The sequence below is a fragment of the Paenibacillus sp. FSL E2-0151 genome (assembly GCF_037993015.1).
In the GTDB taxonomy this organism is placed as follows: Bacteria; Bacillota; Bacilli; order Paenibacillales; family Paenibacillaceae; genus Paenibacillus; species Paenibacillus amylolyticus.
In genome coordinates this window covers 2,626,557-2,646,721 of record NZ_CP150308.1, presented here as the reverse complement: position 1 = coordinate 2,646,721, position 20,165 = coordinate 2,626,557, and the positions used below count along the sequence as shown (strand labels likewise).

Annotated in this window: 15 protein-coding genes; all 15 read right to left on the bottom strand. The window is 45.8% G+C overall.

The annotated features are described in order from the left end of the window. Positions 1-84: 84 nt before the first annotated feature. Positions 85-2,187 carry a polyribonucleotide nucleotidyltransferase gene (pnp, locus tag MHI55_RS12215; protein ID WP_101313440.1) on the bottom strand — a complete coding sequence of 701 codons (2,103 nt, stop codon included), beginning with the start codon at positions 2,185-2,187 and terminating at the stop codon, positions 85-87. Between the two features lie 259 nt (positions 2,188-2,446). Further along, positions 2,447-2,716 carry a 30S ribosomal protein S15 gene (rpsO, locus tag MHI55_RS12210; RefSeq protein WP_017689136.1) on the bottom strand — a complete coding sequence of 90 codons (270 nt, stop codon included), beginning with the start codon at positions 2,714-2,716 and terminating at the stop codon, positions 2,447-2,449. Between the two features lie 159 nt (positions 2,717-2,875). Then, a complete protein-coding gene (locus MHI55_RS12205; RefSeq protein WP_101313479.1) occupies positions 2,876-3,802 on the bottom strand; it encodes a bifunctional riboflavin kinase/FAD synthetase in 927 nt (308 codons plus the stop codon). A gap of 82 nt (positions 3,803-3,884) precedes the next feature. Beyond that, positions 3,885-4,808 carry a tRNA pseudouridine(55) synthase TruB gene (gene truB, locus MHI55_RS12200; protein WP_076249803.1) on the bottom strand — a complete coding sequence of 308 codons (924 nt, stop codon included), beginning with the start codon at positions 4,806-4,808 and terminating at the stop codon, positions 3,885-3,887. Beyond that, entirely contained in the window at positions 4,802-5,779 is a 978-nt protein-coding gene (locus MHI55_RS12195; RefSeq protein WP_076249804.1) for a bifunctional oligoribonuclease/PAP phosphatase NrnA, read from the bottom strand. The genes truB and MHI55_RS12195 overlap by 7 nt, the downstream gene beginning before the upstream one ends. A gap of 19 nt (positions 5,780-5,798) precedes the next feature. Further along, positions 5,799-6,158 (bottom strand): 30S ribosome-binding factor RbfA, encoded by a 360-nt coding sequence (gene rbfA, locus MHI55_RS12190; protein WP_017689140.1) that lies wholly within the window; start codon positions 6,156-6,158, stop codon positions 5,799-5,801. Positions 6,159-6,183: 25 nt separating this feature from the next. Continuing rightward, entirely contained in the window at positions 6,184-8,772 is a 2,589-nt protein-coding gene (gene infB, locus MHI55_RS12185) for a translation initiation factor IF-2 (protein ID WP_036609305.1), read from the bottom strand. After that, on the bottom strand, positions 8,765-9,094 hold the full coding sequence (locus tag MHI55_RS12180) for a ribosomal L7Ae/L30e/S12e/Gadd45 family protein (protein ID WP_017689142.1): 330 nt from the start codon (positions 9,092-9,094) through the stop codon (positions 8,765-8,767). Before MHI55_RS12180 ends, infB begins: the two co-directional genes overlap by 8 nt. Beyond that, complete coding sequence (locus MHI55_RS12175) at positions 9,087-9,392, bottom strand: YlxR family protein (RefSeq protein ID WP_036609307.1); 306 nt, start codon at positions 9,390-9,392, stop codon at positions 9,087-9,089. Before MHI55_RS12175 ends, MHI55_RS12180 begins: the two co-directional genes overlap by 8 nt. Before the next feature lie 25 nt (positions 9,393-9,417). Next, the gene (gene nusA, locus MHI55_RS12170; protein ID WP_036609309.1) at positions 9,418-10,515 is read right to left on the bottom strand and encodes a transcription termination factor NusA; all 1,098 of its coding nucleotides are present in this window, start codon (positions 10,513-10,515) and stop codon (positions 9,418-9,420) included. A gap of 123 nt (positions 10,516-10,638) precedes the next feature. Then, the gene (rimP, locus tag MHI55_RS12165) at positions 10,639-11,100 is read right to left on the bottom strand and encodes a ribosome maturation factor RimP (protein ID WP_036609311.1); all 462 of its coding nucleotides are present in this window, start codon (positions 11,098-11,100) and stop codon (positions 10,639-10,641) included. A 257-nt stretch (positions 11,101-11,357) separates the two neighbouring features. Next, the gene (locus MHI55_RS12160; RefSeq protein ID WP_076249805.1) at positions 11,358-15,677 is read right to left on the bottom strand and encodes a PolC-type DNA polymerase III; all 4,320 of its coding nucleotides are present in this window, start codon (positions 15,675-15,677) and stop codon (positions 11,358-11,360) included. Between the two features lie 382 nt (positions 15,678-16,059). Next, positions 16,060-17,514, bottom strand: a complete 1,455-nt coding sequence (gene proS, locus MHI55_RS12155; RefSeq protein WP_036670387.1) for a proline--tRNA ligase — start codon at positions 17,512-17,514, stop codon at positions 16,060-16,062. 62 nt (positions 17,515-17,576) lie between these two features. Then, complete coding sequence (gene rseP / locus MHI55_RS12150; RefSeq protein WP_076249806.1) at positions 17,577-18,848, bottom strand: RIP metalloprotease RseP; 1,272 nt, start codon at positions 18,846-18,848, stop codon at positions 17,577-17,579. 113 nt (positions 18,849-18,961) lie between these two features. Next, positions 18,962-20,101 (bottom strand): 1-deoxy-D-xylulose-5-phosphate reductoisomerase, encoded by a 1,140-nt coding sequence (locus tag MHI55_RS12145; protein WP_076249807.1) that lies wholly within the window; start codon positions 20,099-20,101, stop codon positions 18,962-18,964. Positions 20,102-20,165 lie beyond the last annotated feature (64 nt).

The window sequence follows — 20,165 nt, the reverse complement described above, 5'->3', positions numbered from 1 at the left end:
ATTTAAACGTTAAAAAAAGAGCCAGAAATTCACATTCTGTCTCTTCATTCAATCTATCCATTTATAACCTGTCGCTTCGGTATCCTAGGATTGAGCCGGAGCTTCAGCAGTCAAAACTGCTTTACGGGACAAGTTGATTCGACCTTGTGGGTCAATTTCCGTTACTTTTACCGTAATGGAATCACCGATAGCTACAACATCTTCCACTTTGGCAACACGTTCAGTTGACAGTTGCGAGATGTGTACCAGACCTTCTTTGTTCGGAAGTACTTCAACAAATGCGCCGAATTTTTCTACGCGTTTTACTTTGCCGACATAAATCTCGCCGACCAATACTTCGCGCACAATACCTTCGATGATCGCTTTGGCTTTATCATTCATCTCCTGGTTGGAAGAAGCGATAAAGACACGTCCATCCTGTTCAATATCAATTTTAACACCGGTTTCTTCGATGATTTTATTGATGATTTTACCACCTGCACCGATAACATCACGGATTTTGTCCGGATTGATATGCATCGTTGTAATTTTAGGCGCATATTGTGATAACTGCTCACGTGGAGTTTTCAAAATTTCGTTCATTTTGCCCAAAATGTGCATACGGCCTTCTTTGGCTTGCGCCAATGCATCAGACAAAATTTGACGATTAATACCAGCAATTTTGATGTCCATTTGGATTGCAGTTACACCTTCAGGTGTTCCAGCTACTTTAAAGTCCATGTCACCGAGGTGATCTTCCATACCTTGAATATCACTCAGAATGGATACATGATCTCCATCTTTGATCAGACCCATAGCTACACCCGCAACTGGAGCTTTGATTGGTACACCTGCATCCATCATAGCTAAAGTGCTGGCACAGATACTTGCCTGAGATGATGAGCCGTTGGATTCAAGAACTTCAGATACCAAACGAATCGTGTATGGGAAATCCGTTTCGGAAGGAATCACTTTGGAAAGCGCGCGCTCACCCAGAGCACCATGTCCGATTTCGCGACGGCCTGGAGCACGCAATGGACGCGCTTCGCCTACGCTGAATGGTGGGAAATTATAGTGATGCATGAATCGTTTCGTTTCTTCAAGACTGATTCCGTCCAAAATCTGAACATCACCCAGTGCACCAAGTGTACAAACGCTAAGTGCTTGCGTTTGACCACGCGTAAACAGTCCTGTACCATGTGCACGTGGCAACAGAGATGTATCACATTCAATTGGGCGAATTTCAGCAAGTCCACGTCCATCCGGACGAACTTTATCATGCGTGATCAGACGACGCACTTCTTCTTTGACGATATCGTGCAGAACTTCCTTCACGTCTTTGAACAATTCCGGACTTTCAATATATTTCTCTTCAAAGTGAGCAACGGTTTCGTCATTCACTACATCGATTGCATCTTGACGAGCATGTTTCTCGGCGATTTTAACCGCTTCGACCAGACGAGCGCTGGCGAATTCACGCACGCTACTGTTAACTTCAGTATTAACGGTACGCAACTTAACAGCCATTTTTTCTTTTCCAGCAACTTGCACAAGTTGTTCGATTACAGCAATAATATTTTGGATCTCATCATGTCCAAACATGATTGCTTCGAGCATCACTTCTTCCGGCACTTCGTTTGCTTCGGCCTCAACCATCATGATGGCATCCTTGGTTCCTGCAACGACCAGTTCAATATCACTGACTTCAAGCTGTGCAATCGTTGGGTTAATGATGAACTCGCCATCAATACGTCCCACTTTCACGCCACCAATCGGTCCGCTGAATGGAACATCCGAAATGCTCAATGCTGCCGATGTACCAATCATTGCAGCGATTTGCGGTTCGCAATCCTGATCCACACTCATAACGATATTCAAAACTTGTACATCATTCCGGAAGCCTTCCGGGAACAAAGGACGAATTGGACGGTCTGTCAGACGGCTTGAAAGAATGGCTTTCTCACTCGGTCTGCCTTCACGTTTAATAAATCCTCCTGGGATTTTACCTACGGCGTACAATCTTTCTTCATAGTTCACCGTTAATGGGAAAAAGTCCAGATCTTTCGGCTCACTTGATGCTGTCACGGTACACAATACCACGGTATCCCCGTATGTTACCTTAACGGCAGCATTAGCCTGCTTGGCCAAACGCCCGGTCTCAAGCGTAAGTTTTCTTCCACCAAGCTGCATTTCAACACGCTGTTCCATGAAACCCCTCCTTTTATTCGTTCCTAATTCAATGGATTCTGCATATTCACAGTATTTCCTGCTTGTCATGCATTCATTAGCTATGTATGGATCTTTCAACATGCTAACCTGCACAACAAAAGCTCCTCACGGAGCCCCATCTACAAATATATGGCAACATGTTCATCTACAAAACAACCCGGCTGTAAGTTCCGCTTGTCCTTTTAGACAAAAGAATGACGGATAACAGCCAGGTTGATTTTGAAAACATGTACGATAATTAACGACGCAATCCGAGTTTTTCGATCAGTGCGCTGTAACGTTTAACATCTTTGTTTTTCACATAAGCCAAAAGCTTACGACGTTGACCTACCATTTTCAAAAGTCCACGACGTGAGTGGTGGTCTTTCTTATGCGTACGCAAGTGGTCTGTCAAACTTGTGATGTTTTCCGTAAGGATAGCAACTTGCACCTCTGGAGATCCTGTATCGGACTCGTGAGTTTTGTGCTCGTCGATCAGTTGTTGTTTACGTTCTTGAGTCAATGCCATCCTGTTCACCTCCTTCAATATAATCGCCATTAGCCTCGTCACCGCCGGTGAGAGCAAGCAACCAAGCCAAGGTTAATGTTGTCTCAATCGACAACGTAGTACAGTATATCATAATTGCCTAGTTAAAGTAAATGTAAACATGCATTTAATACTGAACCTTTAAGATAACAGGCGGCCGGCAGTTAATGCATCTTCACGAATCTGGCTAATTAATGCCTCAATGGAGTCAAACTTTCGTTCTGCACGAATATAGTGAACGAGCTCAACCTTTAGTTCCTGGTCATATAAGTGTCCATCAAAATCAAGCAGGTGCACTTCAAACGTAGGTTTCATCCCGCTTTCGTGAAACGTAGGTTTCACACCGAGATTCATTACGCCAGGCAGTTCCTGTCCGCCATACTGCACACGAACAGCGTAAACACCCTTCGACGGGGTAACGTAATGATCTGTGAGTTCAAGGTTGGCTGTAGGAAATCCAATCGTTCGTCCACGCTTCTCCCCGTGAATGACAGTTCCTCTGATGCTGTAAGGTCGGCCAAGCCACTGACTGGCCTCATCCATCTCCCCACGCTTCAACAGGCCACGAATGAGAGAACTGCTCACTTTTTCTCCATTTAACAAGAAAGGAGGAACGGTTTCCACCATCATCTCTCCTTCTCCCAAAGTACGAAGAAGTTGTTCATCCCCTGCACCCTTGTGACCAAAACGGAAGTCAAAACCCACCACCGCTGTTCGCGTCTGAAGAGGAATCAACAAGTCGTGTACGAATTGTTGCGGCGTCAACCGTGAGAAATCTTCATTGAACTCCACCACATAGAGTACATCAACGCCCATTCCTGCCAAGATCTCTTCTTTATCTCTCAAGGGAGTTAAATAACCCTCGTAATCCCCTTTGCGCATAACTTCCTTCGGATGTGGATGAAAGGTCATGACCGCTGCCTGCATGCCCGTTTCCCGCGCAATGCGGACAGCTGATAAAATGACACTTGCATGTCCGAGATGCAGTCCGTCGAATTGACCAATCGCAAGCACTTGGGGCAGTGTGCTCAGCTCAGTCGAATGTAACGTCTGCGGATAGGTTAGCATTACGGTTTTCACAATCATTCACCTGCATTTCACTAGATAGGCCAAGCTAGAGCATCACCACAACTCCAAGCCCGAAACCTCTTTATTCCGGCAAAAAGACTTTAACTGCCCTCACCGTTGGTTTTAGTTCATCCCGCTCAAATATCCCCAGAAACGTACCATCCTGAGCATACAACCGCAGCAAACCAGGTTGCTCCACAGGCGGTTCCAGAAGACGCGCAGACAGTTTCTGACCTTGCAGTGCTCCTTTGGTTAGTTCTTCTCCAACCTTATGGGCCGGAATTGAAGCAATAGCCTCGTCAACAGGAATCAGCGCCTCCGCCAAAGTCCCGTCAGCCATAAGTTGTTCCACTTCTTCAATTCGAAGACAACGATCTGCAGAGATACCTGCCGATATCGTACGCTCCAGTTGAACCATGGTTGATGGATATCCGAGTTGCCGACCAATGTCTACACACAATGTCCGAATATAAGTTCCTTTTGAACATAAGGCCCGGAAGGATATATCGGTGGTCTCACCCTGAGTCTCAATCCCAGTAAGTTCGAGCTCATAGATTGTGACCTCACGGCTCTTACGCTCTACCGTCTTACCTTCACGAGCAAGCTCATAAAGACGTTTGCCGTCTACCTTTACGGCAGAATACATGGGTGGTACCTGTGAGATCGTGCCCAGAAACTGCTCAAGCACCTGTTGAACCTGTTCCTGTGTTACTTCCACAGTCGTTTCAGCCCGCTCAATGACTTCCCCTGTCATATCCTCTGTGTCAGTAGACAGTCCCAGTCTGAGCGTAGCCAGATATTCCTTCGGAAGCTCCTGCATGTACTCTACCACACGTGTCGCCCGTCCAAGACAGAGCGGCAGAACGCCTGTAACTTGTGGGTCAAGTGTGCCCGTATGCCCAATGCGCTTCATTTTGAGAATGCGACGCATTTTGGCTACAACATCATGAGAAGTAAAACCCGCCGGTTTATATACCGGAAGTACACCTTCAAATGGCTTTACCATTGTGAATTCACCTGCTTCAGTACTTTTGCGACAATATCATCAAGTCTGCCTTCCAGACGACATCCGGCTGCGAGCACATGCCCGCCTCCGCCAAAGGTCTGTGCTAGTGCAGCAACATCAATCTTACCAGCTGAACGCAAAGAAACCTTGACTGCATTCTCGTTGATGACTTTGAAAAAGATACCAACTTCCACGCCCTGAATGTTGCGTGGATAGTTCACTACCCCTTCAAGATCTTCATTAGCTGCTCCACAAGCCACCATATCATCTGGTGTAATAACAACCCAGGCTATCTTTCCATCATCTGTCATCTGCAGGCTTGATAGTGCCTGATTCAAAATCCGAACTTGCGGAAGAGTCACCTGCTCCAACAAGGTCTGGGCGAGATAGGGTCCATTCACGCCATGTTCAAGCAGTCTGGAGGCCGTTTTCATTACATTTGGGCTGGTGTTGGCATAGCGGAATCCACCTGTATCGGTAAGCAATCCTGTATAAACTGCCGTCGCAACATCTTGATCCCATGTTACTTGGAACAGGTTAAGAAAATCGAACAAGATTTCAGCCGTAGCAGCAGCATCTGACTTAATGATGTTGACTGTACCATAACCGTCATTTGTAGGGTGATGATCAATATTCAAGATAACAGCATCATCTTCGAAATAATGACGTGTCAAACCTACTCTGGCAAAGTCTGCACAATCCACACAGATAACAGCTTTATATTTTCGCTGCGGTGGTTGTTCGGTCATGTTCACAATGTTGCCTGCTTCCCACAGAAATTGCATGCGCCCGGGGATTTCACCTTCATTAATCATCGTGAATGTCTTACCCAGACATGACAGCAGCCAGCCCACCGTTACCGTCGAGCTGACTGCGTCACCGTCCGGCTGTACATGCGACACGACCAGGTAATCATCATGCTCCAGTAGAAATTGCTTTCCGGCCTGGAGCGCCTGTTCATAAGTGTGCATTGCCGTCTCCTCTATTCTGTTACTGGGATTCGTTCTTGTCGGAACCAATATCGCCAAGCAGCTTCTCAATTCGGCTGCCATAAGCGATGGATTCGTCAATCTTAAATATCAACTCGGGAACATGCCGGAACCGGATACGTTTGCCCAGCTCCGAACGCAAAAATCCATTTGCTTTTGCCAGAGCTTTCAGCGTGTTATCTTTTTGTTCCTGTTCACCGAAGACACTCAGATAAACTTTGGCTTGCGACAAGTCTCCTGTCACTTCGACTCCCGTTACCGTAATAAAGCCGATACGTGGATCTTTCAGTTCAGACTGGATGAGCAGACTTATTTCTTTCTTGATCTGCTCGCCCACTCTACCTGTACGAATCTTAGCCATTGTTGTTCACCTCATGCTTCCTTGCTTATCGTTGTACTGTCTCCATAATGAAAGCTTCGATAACGTCGCCTTCTTTGAGATCATTATATTTATCAAGTGTGATACCGCACTCGTAACCTTGTGCTACTTCTTTGGCATCATCTTTATAACGTTTCAGGGAATCCAGCTTACCTTCGTAAAGGACAATGCCATCACGAATCAGGCGTGCTTCCGCAGAACGCGTAATTTTACCCGAGGTAACCATACAACCAGCGATGGTACCCACTTTACTGATGGAGAACGTGCTCCGAACTTCAGCATGACCGATAACTTTTTCTTTGTAGATCGGATCAAGCATACCTTTCATCGCTTGTTCAATTTCTTCGATAACACTGTAGATCACGCGATGCAGACGAATGTCTACTTGCTCTTGATCTGCAGTTGATTTCGCCTGGTTATCAGGACGAACGTTGAAACCGATCACGATAGCATTGGATGCTGCAGCTAAAATGATGTCGGATTCTGTGATTGCACCAGCGCCGCTATGAATAATTTTCACGCGTACACCTTCAACTTCGATCTTCGCAAGGGAACCTTTCAATGCTTCAACCGAACCTTGTACATCACCTTTGATGATTACGTTCAGATCTTTGATCTCGCCATCTTTGATGTGCTGGAACAGATCATCCAACGTCACACGAGTATGCGTACCCAGATCGGATTCACGTTGCGTGATCGAACGTTTGTCAGCGATGGAACGCGCTTTGCGCTCATCTTCAAACACCATGAATGGATCTCCCGCACCTGGAACTTCAGTCAGACCTGTGATTTCTACAGGTGTTGAAGGTCCAGCTTCTTTCAATTTGCGACCTTTGTCATTGACCATCGCACGAACACGACCGAAGCAGTTACCTGCAACGAAAGCATCGCCGACTTTCAATGTACCGTGCTGTACGAGGATACGTGCAACTGGGCCACGTCCTTTATCCAGCTCGGCTTCAATCACTGTACCACGGGCACGTTTGTCCGGGTTCGCTTTGTATTCATTCACTTCTGCAACGAGCAGAATCATTTCAAGCAGACCTTCCAGACCCATTCTTTGTTTCGCTGACACGTTAACAAAGATGGTATCTCCGCCCCACTCTTCCGGAACGAGTTCATAGCTGGTTAATTCTTGTTTCACTTTATCTGGATCAGCGCCCGGCTTGTCAATTTTGTTGACAGCAACGATGATTGGTAGCCCAGCAGCTTTGGCATGGTTAATCGCCTCAATGGTCTGTGGCATAACACCGTCATCCGCAGCTACGACAATAATCGTCATATCCGTAACTTGTGCGCCACGTGCACGCATCGCTGTAAACGCTTCGTGACCCGGAGTATCCAGGAACGTGATTTTTTTGTTGTTAATTTCAACTTGATAAGCACCGATATGTTGCGTGATTCCGCCTGCTTCGCCATCGGATACATTCGTGGAACGAATCGCATCCAGCAAAGTAGTTTTACCATGGTCAACGTGACCCATGATCGTAACTACTGGTGGACGAGCCTGCAAGTCAGCAGCATCATCATTCTCTTCCAGTGTTTCGAAACGGTCATCTTCAAGCACAATCTTCACTTCAACCTCAACACCGAATTCACCTGAAAGCAGAAGGATCGTTTCGATATCAAGCTCTTGGTTGATTGTTGCCATAACACCCATAGCGATGAGCTTTTTGATAACTTCGGAAGCATCCTTATGGAGCAACTTCGCTGTTTCACCAACGGTCATATCACCACGAACGATGATTTTCTTAGGTGTGTTATCAATTTTCTCACGTTGTTGGTACTGTTGTTGATTTCTGTTGCGGTTGTTCTTGCCACCACGGTTACCACGGAAGTTACCGCCACGGTTGTCATCATAACGACGTCCACCGCCACCGCTGTTCGAACGGTTACCACTATTGTTGTTGCTGCCAGTAGTACCACCTGGGCCGCTTCTACGTTGGCCTTGTCCTTGGCTCTGACCTTGGCCACCGCTACGGTTGCCAGCAGTACCTGTATTACCACCGCTGTTAGGGCCTGAAGTTCTTACTTGACCGCCACCGCTGTTATTCGGACGTTGACCACCCGTTCCTTGCGGACGGGATGCAGTACTGCTTTGTCCACCTTGAGCTGGTCTTGGACGGTTAGTTGATTGTCCTCCTTGGCTTGAGCCTTGGGAAGAGTTCGTTCTGTTGCGACTGTCTTGGCCGCTGGGTCTTTGAGTGCCATTGTTATTGTTGGAATTTGGTCTATTGTTCATACCTACCTGCTTTTCCTGTTGTATTTTTGTTTGTACGGGACTACCGGATGGGTTGCTGCTAATCGGCGTGTTCACTCCGCCGGCCGGCTTGTTGCTGTCCACTGGTTTGTCACTACGTACTGCCGAAGTTGCAACTGGTTTTGCATCGTTGCCTTGTTTCGAAGCAGCAGTGGATTTTATATCTTTAAAAAATTGTTCCACCTTACCGACTGAACCATTCTCCATGACACTCATATGATTGTTTACGGGAATTTCCAGCTTTTTAAGAATGGTTATAATTTCTTTACTACTCATATTAAGGGACTTCGCATATTCATAAACCCGCAATTTATCCTTGTTTTCCTGTTTACTCAATATACTCCACCTCCGACATTATACCGACTTGCTTGGAGATCATTTTTGCAAACCCTCGATCCGTTACTGCAAGAACAACACGCGTGTCTTTACCGATACTTGAACCCAGACTATCCCGGTCAAATCCGATCAACAGAGGAACCTTATAAGTTCCGCATTTATCGCGAAATTTCTTTTGTGTATTGGCTGAGGCGTCACCCGCAACAATAACCATTTTAGCTTCGGAAGAACGGATCGCTTTAAGTACAATTTCTTCACCTGTTACAAGTTTACCTGCACGCATAGAGAGTCCCAAATAAGACAGCGTTTTAATATTAGTCATGTTCACGCTCCTGTGCTGCTATGAATTCATCCTCAACCGCGATGAAGTCAGCTGCTAATTGCTCGTAAATTTCAGGTGAGACTTTGCCTTTTAACGCCCGATCCAAAGCCCGGTTTTTGAGTGCGAGCTTAAAACAGGACTCTTTGCCGCATAAATAGGCACCACGTCCGGATTTTTTGCCAGTCAAATCGATCAGCACTTCATCCTCTGGCGTTTTAACAATGCGAATCAGCTGCTTTTTGGGCATCATTTCTTGGCATGCCACACATTTGCGCAGCGGCACTTTTTTTGGTTTCATACGTCAGCGCCCCCCGTACTTTACTTTAGTCGACGGAGACGGAATCCTGATGCATTTCAGAAGAAGAATCTTTTTCTCTGCCGAATTCCTGTTCCGCCTGGCTCTCGCTCTTAATGTCGATTTTCCAGCCGGTTAATTTGGCTGCCAATCTGGCATTTTGGCCTTTGATACCAATTGCGAGGGACAGTTGATAGTCCGGAACGATAACCCGAGCCATCTTTTCTTCCTCAAATACATGAACTTCCAATACTTTGGAAGGACTCAGTGCATTAGCAACATATTCGTCTACCTGATCGGAGAAACGAACGATGTCGATTTTTTCACCGCGCAGCTCACCCACAATGGTCTGCACGCGCATTCCCCTAGGACCTACACAAGATCCAACTGGATCAACTTCCTCGTTGCGGGAATGAACGGCAATCTTGGAGCGGAACCCTGCTTCGCGAGCGACGGAGCGAATTTCAACTACACCGTCAAAGATCTCAGGCACTTCCAGTTCAAAGAGACGTTTCAAGAGGCCCGGATGGGTACGGGACAAAATGATTTGCGGCCCTTTCGTCGTATTCTCGACCTTGGTGATATACGCCTTAATACGGTCACCATGAACAAACTTCTCGTTCGGCATCAATTCGGTCAGCGGTAAAGCCGCTTCGATTTTGCCCAGATCGATGTAGATATTGCGCAAATCCTGACGCTGCACCACTCCCGTAACGATATCTTCTTCCTTATCTACGAAAGCGTTGTAGATCAGGCCGCGTTCGGCTTCACGAATCCGCTGGGTCACTACCTGTTTGGCAGTTTGTGCCGCGATACGTCCGAAATCACGCGGCGTAACTTCAATCTCCGCAATATCTTCCAGCTGGAAGTGTGGGTTGATTTCTCGTGCAGCAGGCAATGAAATTTCGGTACGTGAATCCAGGACTTCTTCCACGATCAATTTACGGGCATACACCCGAATAACTCCCGTATTACGGTTCATGTCAACACGCACATTCTGGGCCGTGTTGAAATTCCGCTTGTAGCTGGAAATTAGTGCAGCCTCGATCGCTTCAAACAGCACATCCTTGCTGATCCCTTTTTCCCGTTCCAATTCATTCATTGCTTCAATAAAATCCGTACTCATGAATGTTGATCCCCCTTTCAAACATGGCATCTCATACGTAAAACGGCGAAAGGCTCTGAACTCATGAGCACCTTGCCGTTATCGTGAGATGTGTCTTTTTCATTAATAAAGTGAACAAGGCACTTAAAACAAAATAGCTAGGCGCGCACTGGCAACCTTATCATAAGAAATGGCATGCTGTTTTTTGCCTGCTTCGATCACGAGTTCATCGTCATCAAAGGAAAGCAGCTTGCCTTCAAATTCCTTCAATCCGTTCACCGGCTCGTAGGTTGTAACAAAAACATTTTTGCCTACAGCTTTGGTAACGTCCTCAGGTTTTTTCAGTGGACGCTCCGCACCGGGAGAAGACACTTCAAGGAAATAGATGGTTGGAATCGGATCGTTCTCATCCAGCTTGGCGCTCAGCTTTTCGCTGATCAAGACACAATCGTCGATGTCGATGCCACCCTCTTTGTCGACATACACCCGTAAAAACCAGTTGCTGCCTTCTTTGACGTATTCGATGTCAACCAGCTCGAAGCCTTGTTCGTTCAAGTAGGGTTGGATCATTTCTTCCACGGTAGATTTAATGTTCGTTGTGCTCAAAACCAATAACCTCCAACTTAGGTTACACCAGCAAAAAAAGCACTGGCAGATTATTCAATACCCAAGATTCTTGTATACCAAAGACTAAAGAGTGGGTTTCCCCACTCTTTAGAAATTCGTACTATCTCGTTCACTTCAAAAATTATAACATAGTCTGGTAATAGTGACAAGTAAGCGATGCTTCAGGCAGTTTACTTACTAATGAAGGAAAAATTACGTTCCCTCAACAATCGCTATGGTTAGATCCAAATTCAATCCTAGAAAAGGGAAAGCTGATTGCTCTCTGGCAAGCCACGGAAACATCCCATATTCGACAGGAGTTCAACAATGGTCTTACTTGCTTTCGACTTCTGCTGGAAGTCTTCCACCGACAGGAATTCACCATGATCTCTTGCCGCAGCAATATTGCGAGCTGCATTATCCCCGATTCCTGCCAAAGCTGAAAATGGAGGGATTAGTGTTTTTCCGTCAACGATGAACTTTGTCGCTTCTGAACGGTATAAGTCAATGGATTTCAGCGAGAATCCGCGTGCTGCCATTTCCAGACCCATTTCCAGGACAGGTAACATGTTTTTCTCTTTTGGAGGTGCCTGGAAACCTAATTGCTCAATTTCCGTAATTTTGCGATAGATCGCGTCATATCCCTGACACATCAGTTCGATATCAATCTCATCCGCACGAACGGTAAAGTAAGTTGCGTAATATTCAATCGGATGATACAGCTTGAAAAACGCCGTACGTACTGCCGAAATAACATAAGCGGCCGCGTGAGCCTTCGGGAACATGTACTGGATTTTGAGGCATGAATCAATGTACCATTGAGGCACTTTACAATTCTTCATCTCGTCAATCCATTCCTGTGGCAGACCCCGTCCTTTACGAACACTCTCGGTAATCTTAAATGCCAGACTTGCGTCCATTCCCGTTTTATAGATCAGAAATAACATGATATCATCCCGACAACCAATTACCGTCTTAATGTTACACGTTCCGTTCTTAATCAGATCCTGAGCGTTTCCAAGCCATACCCCTGTACCATGGGACAATCCGGAAATCTGCAGTAAATCGGCAAAAGACGTCGGCTGGGATTCAACAAGCATCTGACGTACAAACTTCGTTCCCATCTCCGGCACGCCAAACGTCGCGACTGGCGACCTAATCTGTTCCGGTGTAACACCCAAAGCTTCGGTTGAGTTAAACATGCTCATGACTTTCGGATCATTCATCGGAATGGTCGTTGGATCGACCCCTGTCAAATCCTGCAACATCCGCATCATAGTTGGATCATCGTGCCCCAGAATATCAAGTTTCAGCAAGTTTTCTTCAAAAGCATGATAATCAAAGTGTGTCGTTTTCCACTCCGCATTAACGTCGTCAGCCGGAAACTGAACAGGTGTAACGTCTTCGACCTCGATATAATCAGGTACTACGACAATACCACCGGGATGCTGACCAGTACTCCGTTTCACCCCAGTACAGCCAGAGGCCAAACGATTCAATTCAGCTCCACGCCATTTCTTCTGATGATGTTCCTCGTACTTCTTGGCAAAACCAAATGCTGTTTTCTCAGCCACCGTACCGATGGTCCCCGCACGGAAAACACTCTTCTCACTAAATAGTACTTTCGTATAGTTATGAGCATGAGGCTGATAATCACCAGAGAAGTTCAAGTCAATATCGGGAACTTTATCTCCTTTAAATCCAAGGAAGGTCTCAAACGGAATATCCTGGCCTTCTCCTTTAAGTGTGCCACCACAATCCGGACACTCTTTCTCTGGAAGGTCAAATCCACTCCGAACACTGCCGTCCAGGAACCACTCGCTGTGTTTGCATTCTGAATTCACACAAATATAATGAGCAGGTAGTGGATTAACCTCGGATATACCCAGGAATGTAGCAACAACAGAGGAGCCAACCGATCCCCGCGAACCTACGAGGTAACCATCCTGATTCGATTTTTTAACCAAGCGTTCCGAGATCAGATAGTTGGCAGAAAAACCGTATTTAATAATTGGAATGAGCTCTTTCTCTAGTCGTGCAACTATTACTTCTGGTAATTCCTCGCCATAGATAGACTTGGCAGTGTCATAGCAGGTATTACGGATTTCTTCGTCCGCACCTTCCAGAATTGGAGTAAACAATTTGTCCGGGAATAACTTAATTTCCTCAAAGCGGTCAGATAACTCTACCGTATTTGTAACAACGACTTCGTAAGCTTTATCTTGGCCCAGGAACTGGAACTCTTCCAGCATTTCCTCTGTCGTTCTGAAATGTGCATCCGGTTTACGTTGATCTTTGAGTGGACTAAAACCTGTAATTCCGTGAATGGTAATATCCCGATATAACTTGTCACGCGGTTCCAAATAGTGCACGTTACCTGTGGCTATGACTGGTTTATTAAATTTTACACCTATATCGATGACTTTACGGATCGCTGTTTTGATTTCTTCGGGTGTAGCCACCAACCCTTTATCCACCAAATGCATATACATGGTAAGTGGTTGGATCTCCAGTATGTCATAGAACTCAGCGATCTCTTCCGCTTCTTCGAGCGATTTGTTAAGCACCGCTTCGAAAAACTCCCCTTTTTCACAGCCCGATATAATAACAAGCCCTTCACGCAAATTAATCAGTTTTGATTTGGGAATGCACGGTACCCGCTTGAAATGTTCCGTATGAGAGAGAGATACCAGCTTGTATAGATTTTTCTTACCGACATCATTCAATGCATAGATTCCACAATGGAAAGGTCTTGTATTCGACAAGTCGACACCTACATAATCGTTCAAGCGATCAAGCCTCGTTAACCCTTTCATCTGAGCAGCATCATTTAATAATCCGATCAGTATACCCGCGAGTGCAATCGTATCATCAATGGCACGGTGATGACTTTCAAGTCCAACCTTATATTTATCTGCCATCGTATTCAGACGGTGGTTCTTATTTTTTGGAAATAACAATCGCGCCAGTTCCAACGTGTCAAGGACAGGGTTAGGAAGCTCTGGCATTCCAATTTGCTTCAGCGAAGCCTGGATAAAGCCCATATCAAAACGTGCATTATGCGCAACAAGCACACCATCACCAGCAAACTGCACAAACTCACGAATGACAGGCTCCAGCTCAGGTGCGTCTTTTACCATGTCATCATTAATATTGGTCAACTGCTGAATGTTGTAGGGAATGCGTTCATGCGGATTCACAAACGTTGCAAACCGGTCGATTTCTTTACCATCTTGCATCTTCACGGCTGCAATCTCAATGATTTTGTTCTGTGTTACCGACAAACCTGTGGTCTCGATATCAAATACGATGTATGTTGCTGTTTGGAGATCCAATGGCTGAGGAGCCATTACAACGGCAACAGAGTCATTCACGACATTGGCCTCGAGGCCGTAGATCATTTTAATCCCGTTTTTCTTAGCAGCCTTGGAAGCCTCGGGATATACCTGCACCCCACCATGATCAGTGACTGCAATCGCCTTATGTCCCCACTCTGCTGCCATTTTCACGTATTTGTCGATTGAAGTTACAGCATCCATCGTACTCATCGTAGAGTGCAAATGGAACTCCACCCGTTTCTCTGGTGCATTATCTTTGCGAGACGGCGGTGCTTTAACTTCAATCAAATCCGATGGAATCATGGCCAGTTCAGGAATTTGCATAAACCGGTCATATTCTACACGACCACGCACTTTTACCCATTTACCGTTAGCCAACAAACTGAGAATTTTAACATCCTCTTTTGTTTTGGCAAACATCTTCATTTGCATGGAGTCCGTGAAGTCGGTCAGGTAGAAGGTAAACAACGTATTTCCGTTTCGCAGTTCTTTACGATCCAGTCCAAACACCGAACCTTGAAGCGTGACCTTTTTCTCTTCATCCTGGATTTCCTGCATAGGTACTGCAGGTTCCTTGATGTCATAACCCATTTGCAAACGCAGATCACCCTGCTCCTCATCCACCGGGATTTCTGTGTCCACTTCACTCATCATCTTCTCGATGACCTCAAGTTCTTCTACACGTTTTTGGGCTTGGAACTGTTCCATGGCCTCTTTATTGCTTCCCACTTCACCCACTTGCATCTTGATGCGAAGAGGTAGATGAAAGTATTTTTCATAGAATTTCGTAATAGCCTGATCTATCTGTTTCTTACGAGCCAATTCCATCGACGTTGCATCACTCATTGTCAGTTGTAGGAGATCCTCTTCACATTCAAAGGTTGTCCGGTTCATCCAACCATTTACAGATGGAATCTCACGGGTAACCCACTCCAGAAAGAGATTCCAATATTCACTGACGATATCACCATTTTGTACTTGGTCCGTGTATTTGAAGCCAAATGAAATTTTGGCGATATGATTCATTTTCTCTTGGATATGCAGGCAAAATGTGCGATAGATTGGAGCGGGTACCAACGTATCCTTTGCAATCAGAATATTCCAATCCCGATTACTTCGATTGGTCTCTACTTGTTCAATCCATCCATCCAAAAAATAGGGCTCTAACAGACCAGCCGGAAGCTCTGCCTGTTTCATCAACAACTCAAACCGTTTTCTTTTCTCCTCGAATCCGCTCATCGTGTTCCTCCTTGTACCCCCTTAAAGCATGAAAAGCCCCTGCATTCAAAAATGTCACCGATCCGAACTCGCACCGACTCATTTTATCCGACAGAAGCTCTCCATTCATTACTCTTACAGTCCGTACGTGCCATTATATACATTGAACAAAAAGATATTTACACTTACCACTCCGATAACAGAACAACCTTCCGATCGCTGTTACCCCCAGATTTTTTGATTCCCATTTACAAAGGGGAAAATCCGGGGATAAAGGCGCAGTGTATGCTTCCGATGTAGCTTTCTTTCAGAAAGCTTTTAGCTCCGCTTCTTCAGGTTATTTCTGTTCTCTACGTTCTCATGTAAATGTTTAGTTCAATGTATATAGTCATGTGACCCTGACTTAGTATGCTCTTGCAAACACAACCGTGTGTTCTGCCTGTTCACCACAAGCCAGGCACGTATGCTTTTCTTCCGCAGGCTGGAACGGAATGTTCCGGCTTGTTGCACCTGTGACTTCTCTTACTTTATCTTCGCAAGTTTCCGAACCGCACCATCCGGCCAGTGTAAACCCGCGTTTATTTTCCATCAGTTCTTTCATCTCATCGAGTGTATCCACGGAGTAGAAGTTATCCGACATAAATGTGCGAGCACGCTCTAACATATCTACCTGGATCTGTGTCAGCATAGCCTGGATCTCTTCTACCAGGTTTGCTTGTTCTACCACTTTCTTCTCACCTGTGATCCGTGATACGAGTACACAAACGCCATTTTCCATATCACGTGGACCAATCTCTAGACGAATCGGAACACCGCGCATCTCGTATTCATTGAATTTCCAACCTGGGCGAACATCGCTGCGATCATCCATTTTCACACGGACTCCAGCTTTTTTCAACTCAGTGAACAACTCATCTGCACGCCCAACAACAGCATCACGTGTTTTCGGAGGTCCAATTGGAATCATGACCACTTGAGTCGGTGCGACTTTAGGAGGAAGTACGAGACCACGGTCATCTCCATGAACCATAATTAATGCACCGATCAAACGTGTGCTTACTCCCCATGAAGTAGTGTAAGCCAGCTCCAGCACATTATTCCGGCTAAGATACTGGATTTCAAATGCTTTTGCAAAGTTCGTCCCCATGTAGTGAGATGTACCTGCTTGTACTGCACGTCCATCCTTCATCATGGCTTCGATCGAGTAGGTATCCACCGCACCCGCAAACTTCTCGGACTTGGTTTTCTGACCCACAATTACAGGAATAGCCAAGTATTCCTCAACCACTTCACGATAAATCTGAAGCATTTTCATCGTTTCTTCACGTGCTTCTTCTTCCGTCTCATGCGCTGTATGACCTTCCTGCCACAGGAACTCACTTGTGCGAAGGAAAGGCAACGTTCTTTTTTCCCAACGAACTACGTTAGCCCACTGGTTGATCAGTACCGGAAGATCCCGATAAGACTGAATCCACTTGGAATACATGTGACCAATAATCGTTTCGGATGTAGGACGGATTGCCAGACGTTCTTCCAGCTTCTCTCCGCCAGCTTCCGTAACCCATGGTAATTCAGGGTTAAAACCTTCCACGTGCTCTTTTTCCTTTTGAAAGAAGCTCTCAGGAATGAACATCGGGAAGTACGCATTGCGATGACCCGTTTCCCGGAAACGACGATCCAACTCATCCTTAATATGTTCCCAGATTTCAAAGCCGTCTGGTTTGAACACAATACAACCGCGTACGGGTGCATAGTCCATGAGATCAGCTTTTTTGATAACATCAATGTACCAGCGTGAGAAATCCTCACCCTGTGGTGTGATTTCAGTCACGAACTGTTTATCATTTTCCTTTGACATAAGACTCCAGCGTCCTCCCATAACGACTATCTCTGAATGTCCAGAGCGTAGTCCAACCGTAATTATCCGTTAATTAAACGTAATATATCATTGTAAGTTACTGCCAGCATCAACACAAACAACATCGCAAATCCGACGAAATGCACCATGCCTTCGCGATTGGGATCAACAGGTCTGCCGCGCAGCGCTTCAATTCCCAAAAATACCAGACGGCTGCCGTCCAATGCAGGTATTGGTAGCAAGTTGAAAATCCCAAGGTATAGACTCAAAATTGCTGCCCATCTCGTTAACTGCTCAATCCCTTGTTTAGCAATTTGTCCTGTCACTTCAAATGTGCGAACTGGACCACCAATATCATCCATGTTGAACTGATTGATCAGATGTTTAAAACCTTCAAATATTATTTTGGTTGTGTCAACCATGGCCACGCCTGAGACTTTAAATGTCTCTACAAATCCAACAGATCGGGTTGGTAACGTAGGTACAATTCCCACTTTACCGCCCTCTTGTCCTTCTACAGCACGTGGAGTAATCGTTATATTAAACGTATCCGAACCCCGGCGCAGCGTCCATTCCATCGGCTTGTCTTTGGAATCGGCAATCATCGACACCATTTTTTGTGAATCCGTACCAATTGCAGTACCATTGATGGTTTCGATAATATCGCCCTTTTGCAGGTTCGCCTGATCCGCTGCCCCACCTTCAAGCACTTCACCAATTACAAGATTTTTTGGATTTTCCACTGGAACTCCTGCCATCTGCGCATATACAGCAAACAGCACAAAGGCCAAGATAAAGTTCATGAGTGGGCCCGCAAAAATAGCCAATGCACGCTGTCCAACAGTTTTGCTGCCGAATTGACGATCTTTCGGTGCAATCTGCGTTTGTTTACCTCGACTTACCAACATTGCTTGAGGATGAATACGATACTCCTGAATCTCTCCATCTACATCGAGTTGAAGCTTCAGCGCTCTCTCCATATCAATGGAGATGACTTCACCACGTATTACATTTTTACGGTTATCCAGCTGGTCCAGATAGATCATCTTCACCTGGTCATCCGCTGATCTTACCGCAATGGTCTGTCCTTCCTGGATCTCTACCAGTTCCGGATCTTCCCCTGCCATCCGTGCATATCCACCAAAAGGCAACAAACGCAATGTAAACTGGGTCTCGTTTCTTTTATATGAGAACAATTTGGGACCAAAACCGATCGCAAACTCCCGTACAAGAATACCGGCGCGTTTGGCAAAATAATAATGCCCCCATTCATGAACCGTCACGATGACAAAGAACATGAGCACCGTTAGAAATACCACTTGTATGGTTTCCAATCCCTATCCATCCTCCTTCACGGCACATACCGCAGTCTGTCCCTCTAGATTATCATTATTCTCTGATGCCGCACAAGAGAATCACTTCTTCCAATTTGTTATGAAAAAAGAGATTACAGACTGGCCGCAAGCTTACGGCTCTCCTGATCACAACGTGCGATCTCCTGCAGATCAGGCTCGTCCACATTGTGGTGTGCTTCCAGCACAGAAGCAATAATATCTTCTATTTTAAGGAATGAAATCTCTTTACGCAAGAAACGGGCTACAGCAACCTCGTTGGCTGCATTAAACGCCGTTGTTGCGGTTCCTCCCATTTTACCACACTCATACGCCATTCTTAAACACGGGAACCGTTCCATATCCATATCACGGAAATGTAATTTCCCAGCTTGAGCAAGAGACAGACGCTGTGCTGGTGATGGCAAGCGGTCAGGGTAAGTCAGTGCATATTGAATTGGAACTCGCATATCCGGATTCCCCAGTTGTGCGATGATGCTTGTGTCATCAAATTCCACATATGAATGAATAACACTCTCTGGGTGAAGCAATACATTAATCTGATCATATCGAAGACCAAATAACCAATGTGCTTCAATGACCTCAAGACCCTTGTTAACCATCGTTGCCGAGTCTATCGTGATTTTGGAGCCCATTGACCAATTCGGATGTTTAAGTGCATCCTCTATAGTCACGTTCTTCAACTGTTCACGGGTAAGATCACGGAATGATCCACCTGAAGCGGTGAGCGTGATGCCTGTCAGGCGTTCTCTGTTTTCACCATTTAAACATTGGAATATCGCAGAGTGCTCACTATCAACGGGCAGTAAAGAGACTCCTTTGGCAGCCGCTCTTGTCGTAACGATATGCCCCGCTGTAACCAATGTCTCCTTATTGGCCAGTCCGATCTGTTTGCCTGCATCTATGGCAGCAAGCGTTGACTCCAATCCAATACTGCCCACCACCGCTGTAACAACCGTATGCGCATCGGTTCCTGCCGCAACTTCTACGAGTCCTTCGTTGCCATAAAATAGTTGCGTTCCTGCTGGCAAATGTGGAGCTATCTTCTCCGCCAGTTCTTTGGACCCCACTGATACTTTGTTCGGCCGGTAACGTTTGGTTTGTTCGATCAGCAGGTCTGTATTGCCTCCGGCAGCCAGTCCCTCCACTTGAAAGAGTTCTGGATGCATGTCAACTACATCCAGTGTCTGGGTTCCAATGGAACCGGTTGACCCAAGAATCGCAATTTTTTTCATGCTGCACCTCATCTTTAATTATCCAATGCCTACGGCGAACAATGCTGTTATCTCAGACTCATGT

What these genes read in the sequence shown, in the direction of transcription:
- MHI55_RS12205 (WP_101313479.1), bottom strand. Translation starts at nt 3,802, where the DNA reads ATGCTAACCTATCCGCAGACGTTACATTCGACTGAGCTGAGCACACTG.
- MHI55_RS12195 (WP_076249804.1), bottom strand. Translation starts at nt 5,779, where the DNA reads ATGCACACTTATGAACAGGCGCTCCAGGCCGGAAAGCAATTTCTACTG.
- MHI55_RS12160 (WP_076249805.1), bottom strand. Translation starts at nt 15,677, where the DNA reads ATGAGCGGATTCGAGGAGAAAAGAAAACGGTTTGAGTTGTTGATGAAA.
- pnp (WP_101313440.1), bottom strand. Translation starts at nt 2,187, where the DNA reads ATGGAACAGCGTGTTGAAATGCAGCTTGGTGGAAGAAAACTTACGCTT.
- nusA (WP_036609309.1), bottom strand. Translation starts at nt 10,515, where the DNA reads ATGAGTACGGATTTTATTGAAGCAATGAATGAATTGGAACGGGAAAAA.
- MHI55_RS12180 (WP_017689142.1), bottom strand. Translation starts at nt 9,094, where the DNA reads ATGACTAATATTAAAACGCTGTCTTATTTGGGACTCTCTATGCGTGCA.
- truB (WP_076249803.1), bottom strand. Translation starts at nt 4,808, where the DNA reads ATGGTAAAGCCATTTGAAGGTGTACTTCCGGTATATAAACCGGCGGGT.
- rbfA (WP_017689140.1), bottom strand. Translation starts at nt 6,158, where the DNA reads ATGGCTAAGATTCGTACAGGTAGAGTGGGCGAGCAGATCAAGAAAGAA.
- proS (WP_036670387.1), bottom strand. Translation starts at nt 17,514, where the DNA reads ATGTCAAAGGAAAATGATAAACAGTTCGTGACTGAAATCACACCACAG.
- rpsO (WP_017689136.1), bottom strand. Translation starts at nt 2,716, where the DNA reads ATGGCATTGACTCAAGAACGTAAACAACAACTGATCGACGAGCACAAA.
- MHI55_RS12175 (WP_036609307.1), bottom strand. Translation starts at nt 9,392, where the DNA reads ATGAAACCAAAAAAAGTGCCGCTGCGCAAATGTGTGGCATGCCAAGAA.
- MHI55_RS12145 (WP_076249807.1), bottom strand. Translation starts at nt 20,101, where the DNA reads ATGAAAAAAATTGCGATTCTTGGGTCAACCGGTTCCATTGGAACCCAG.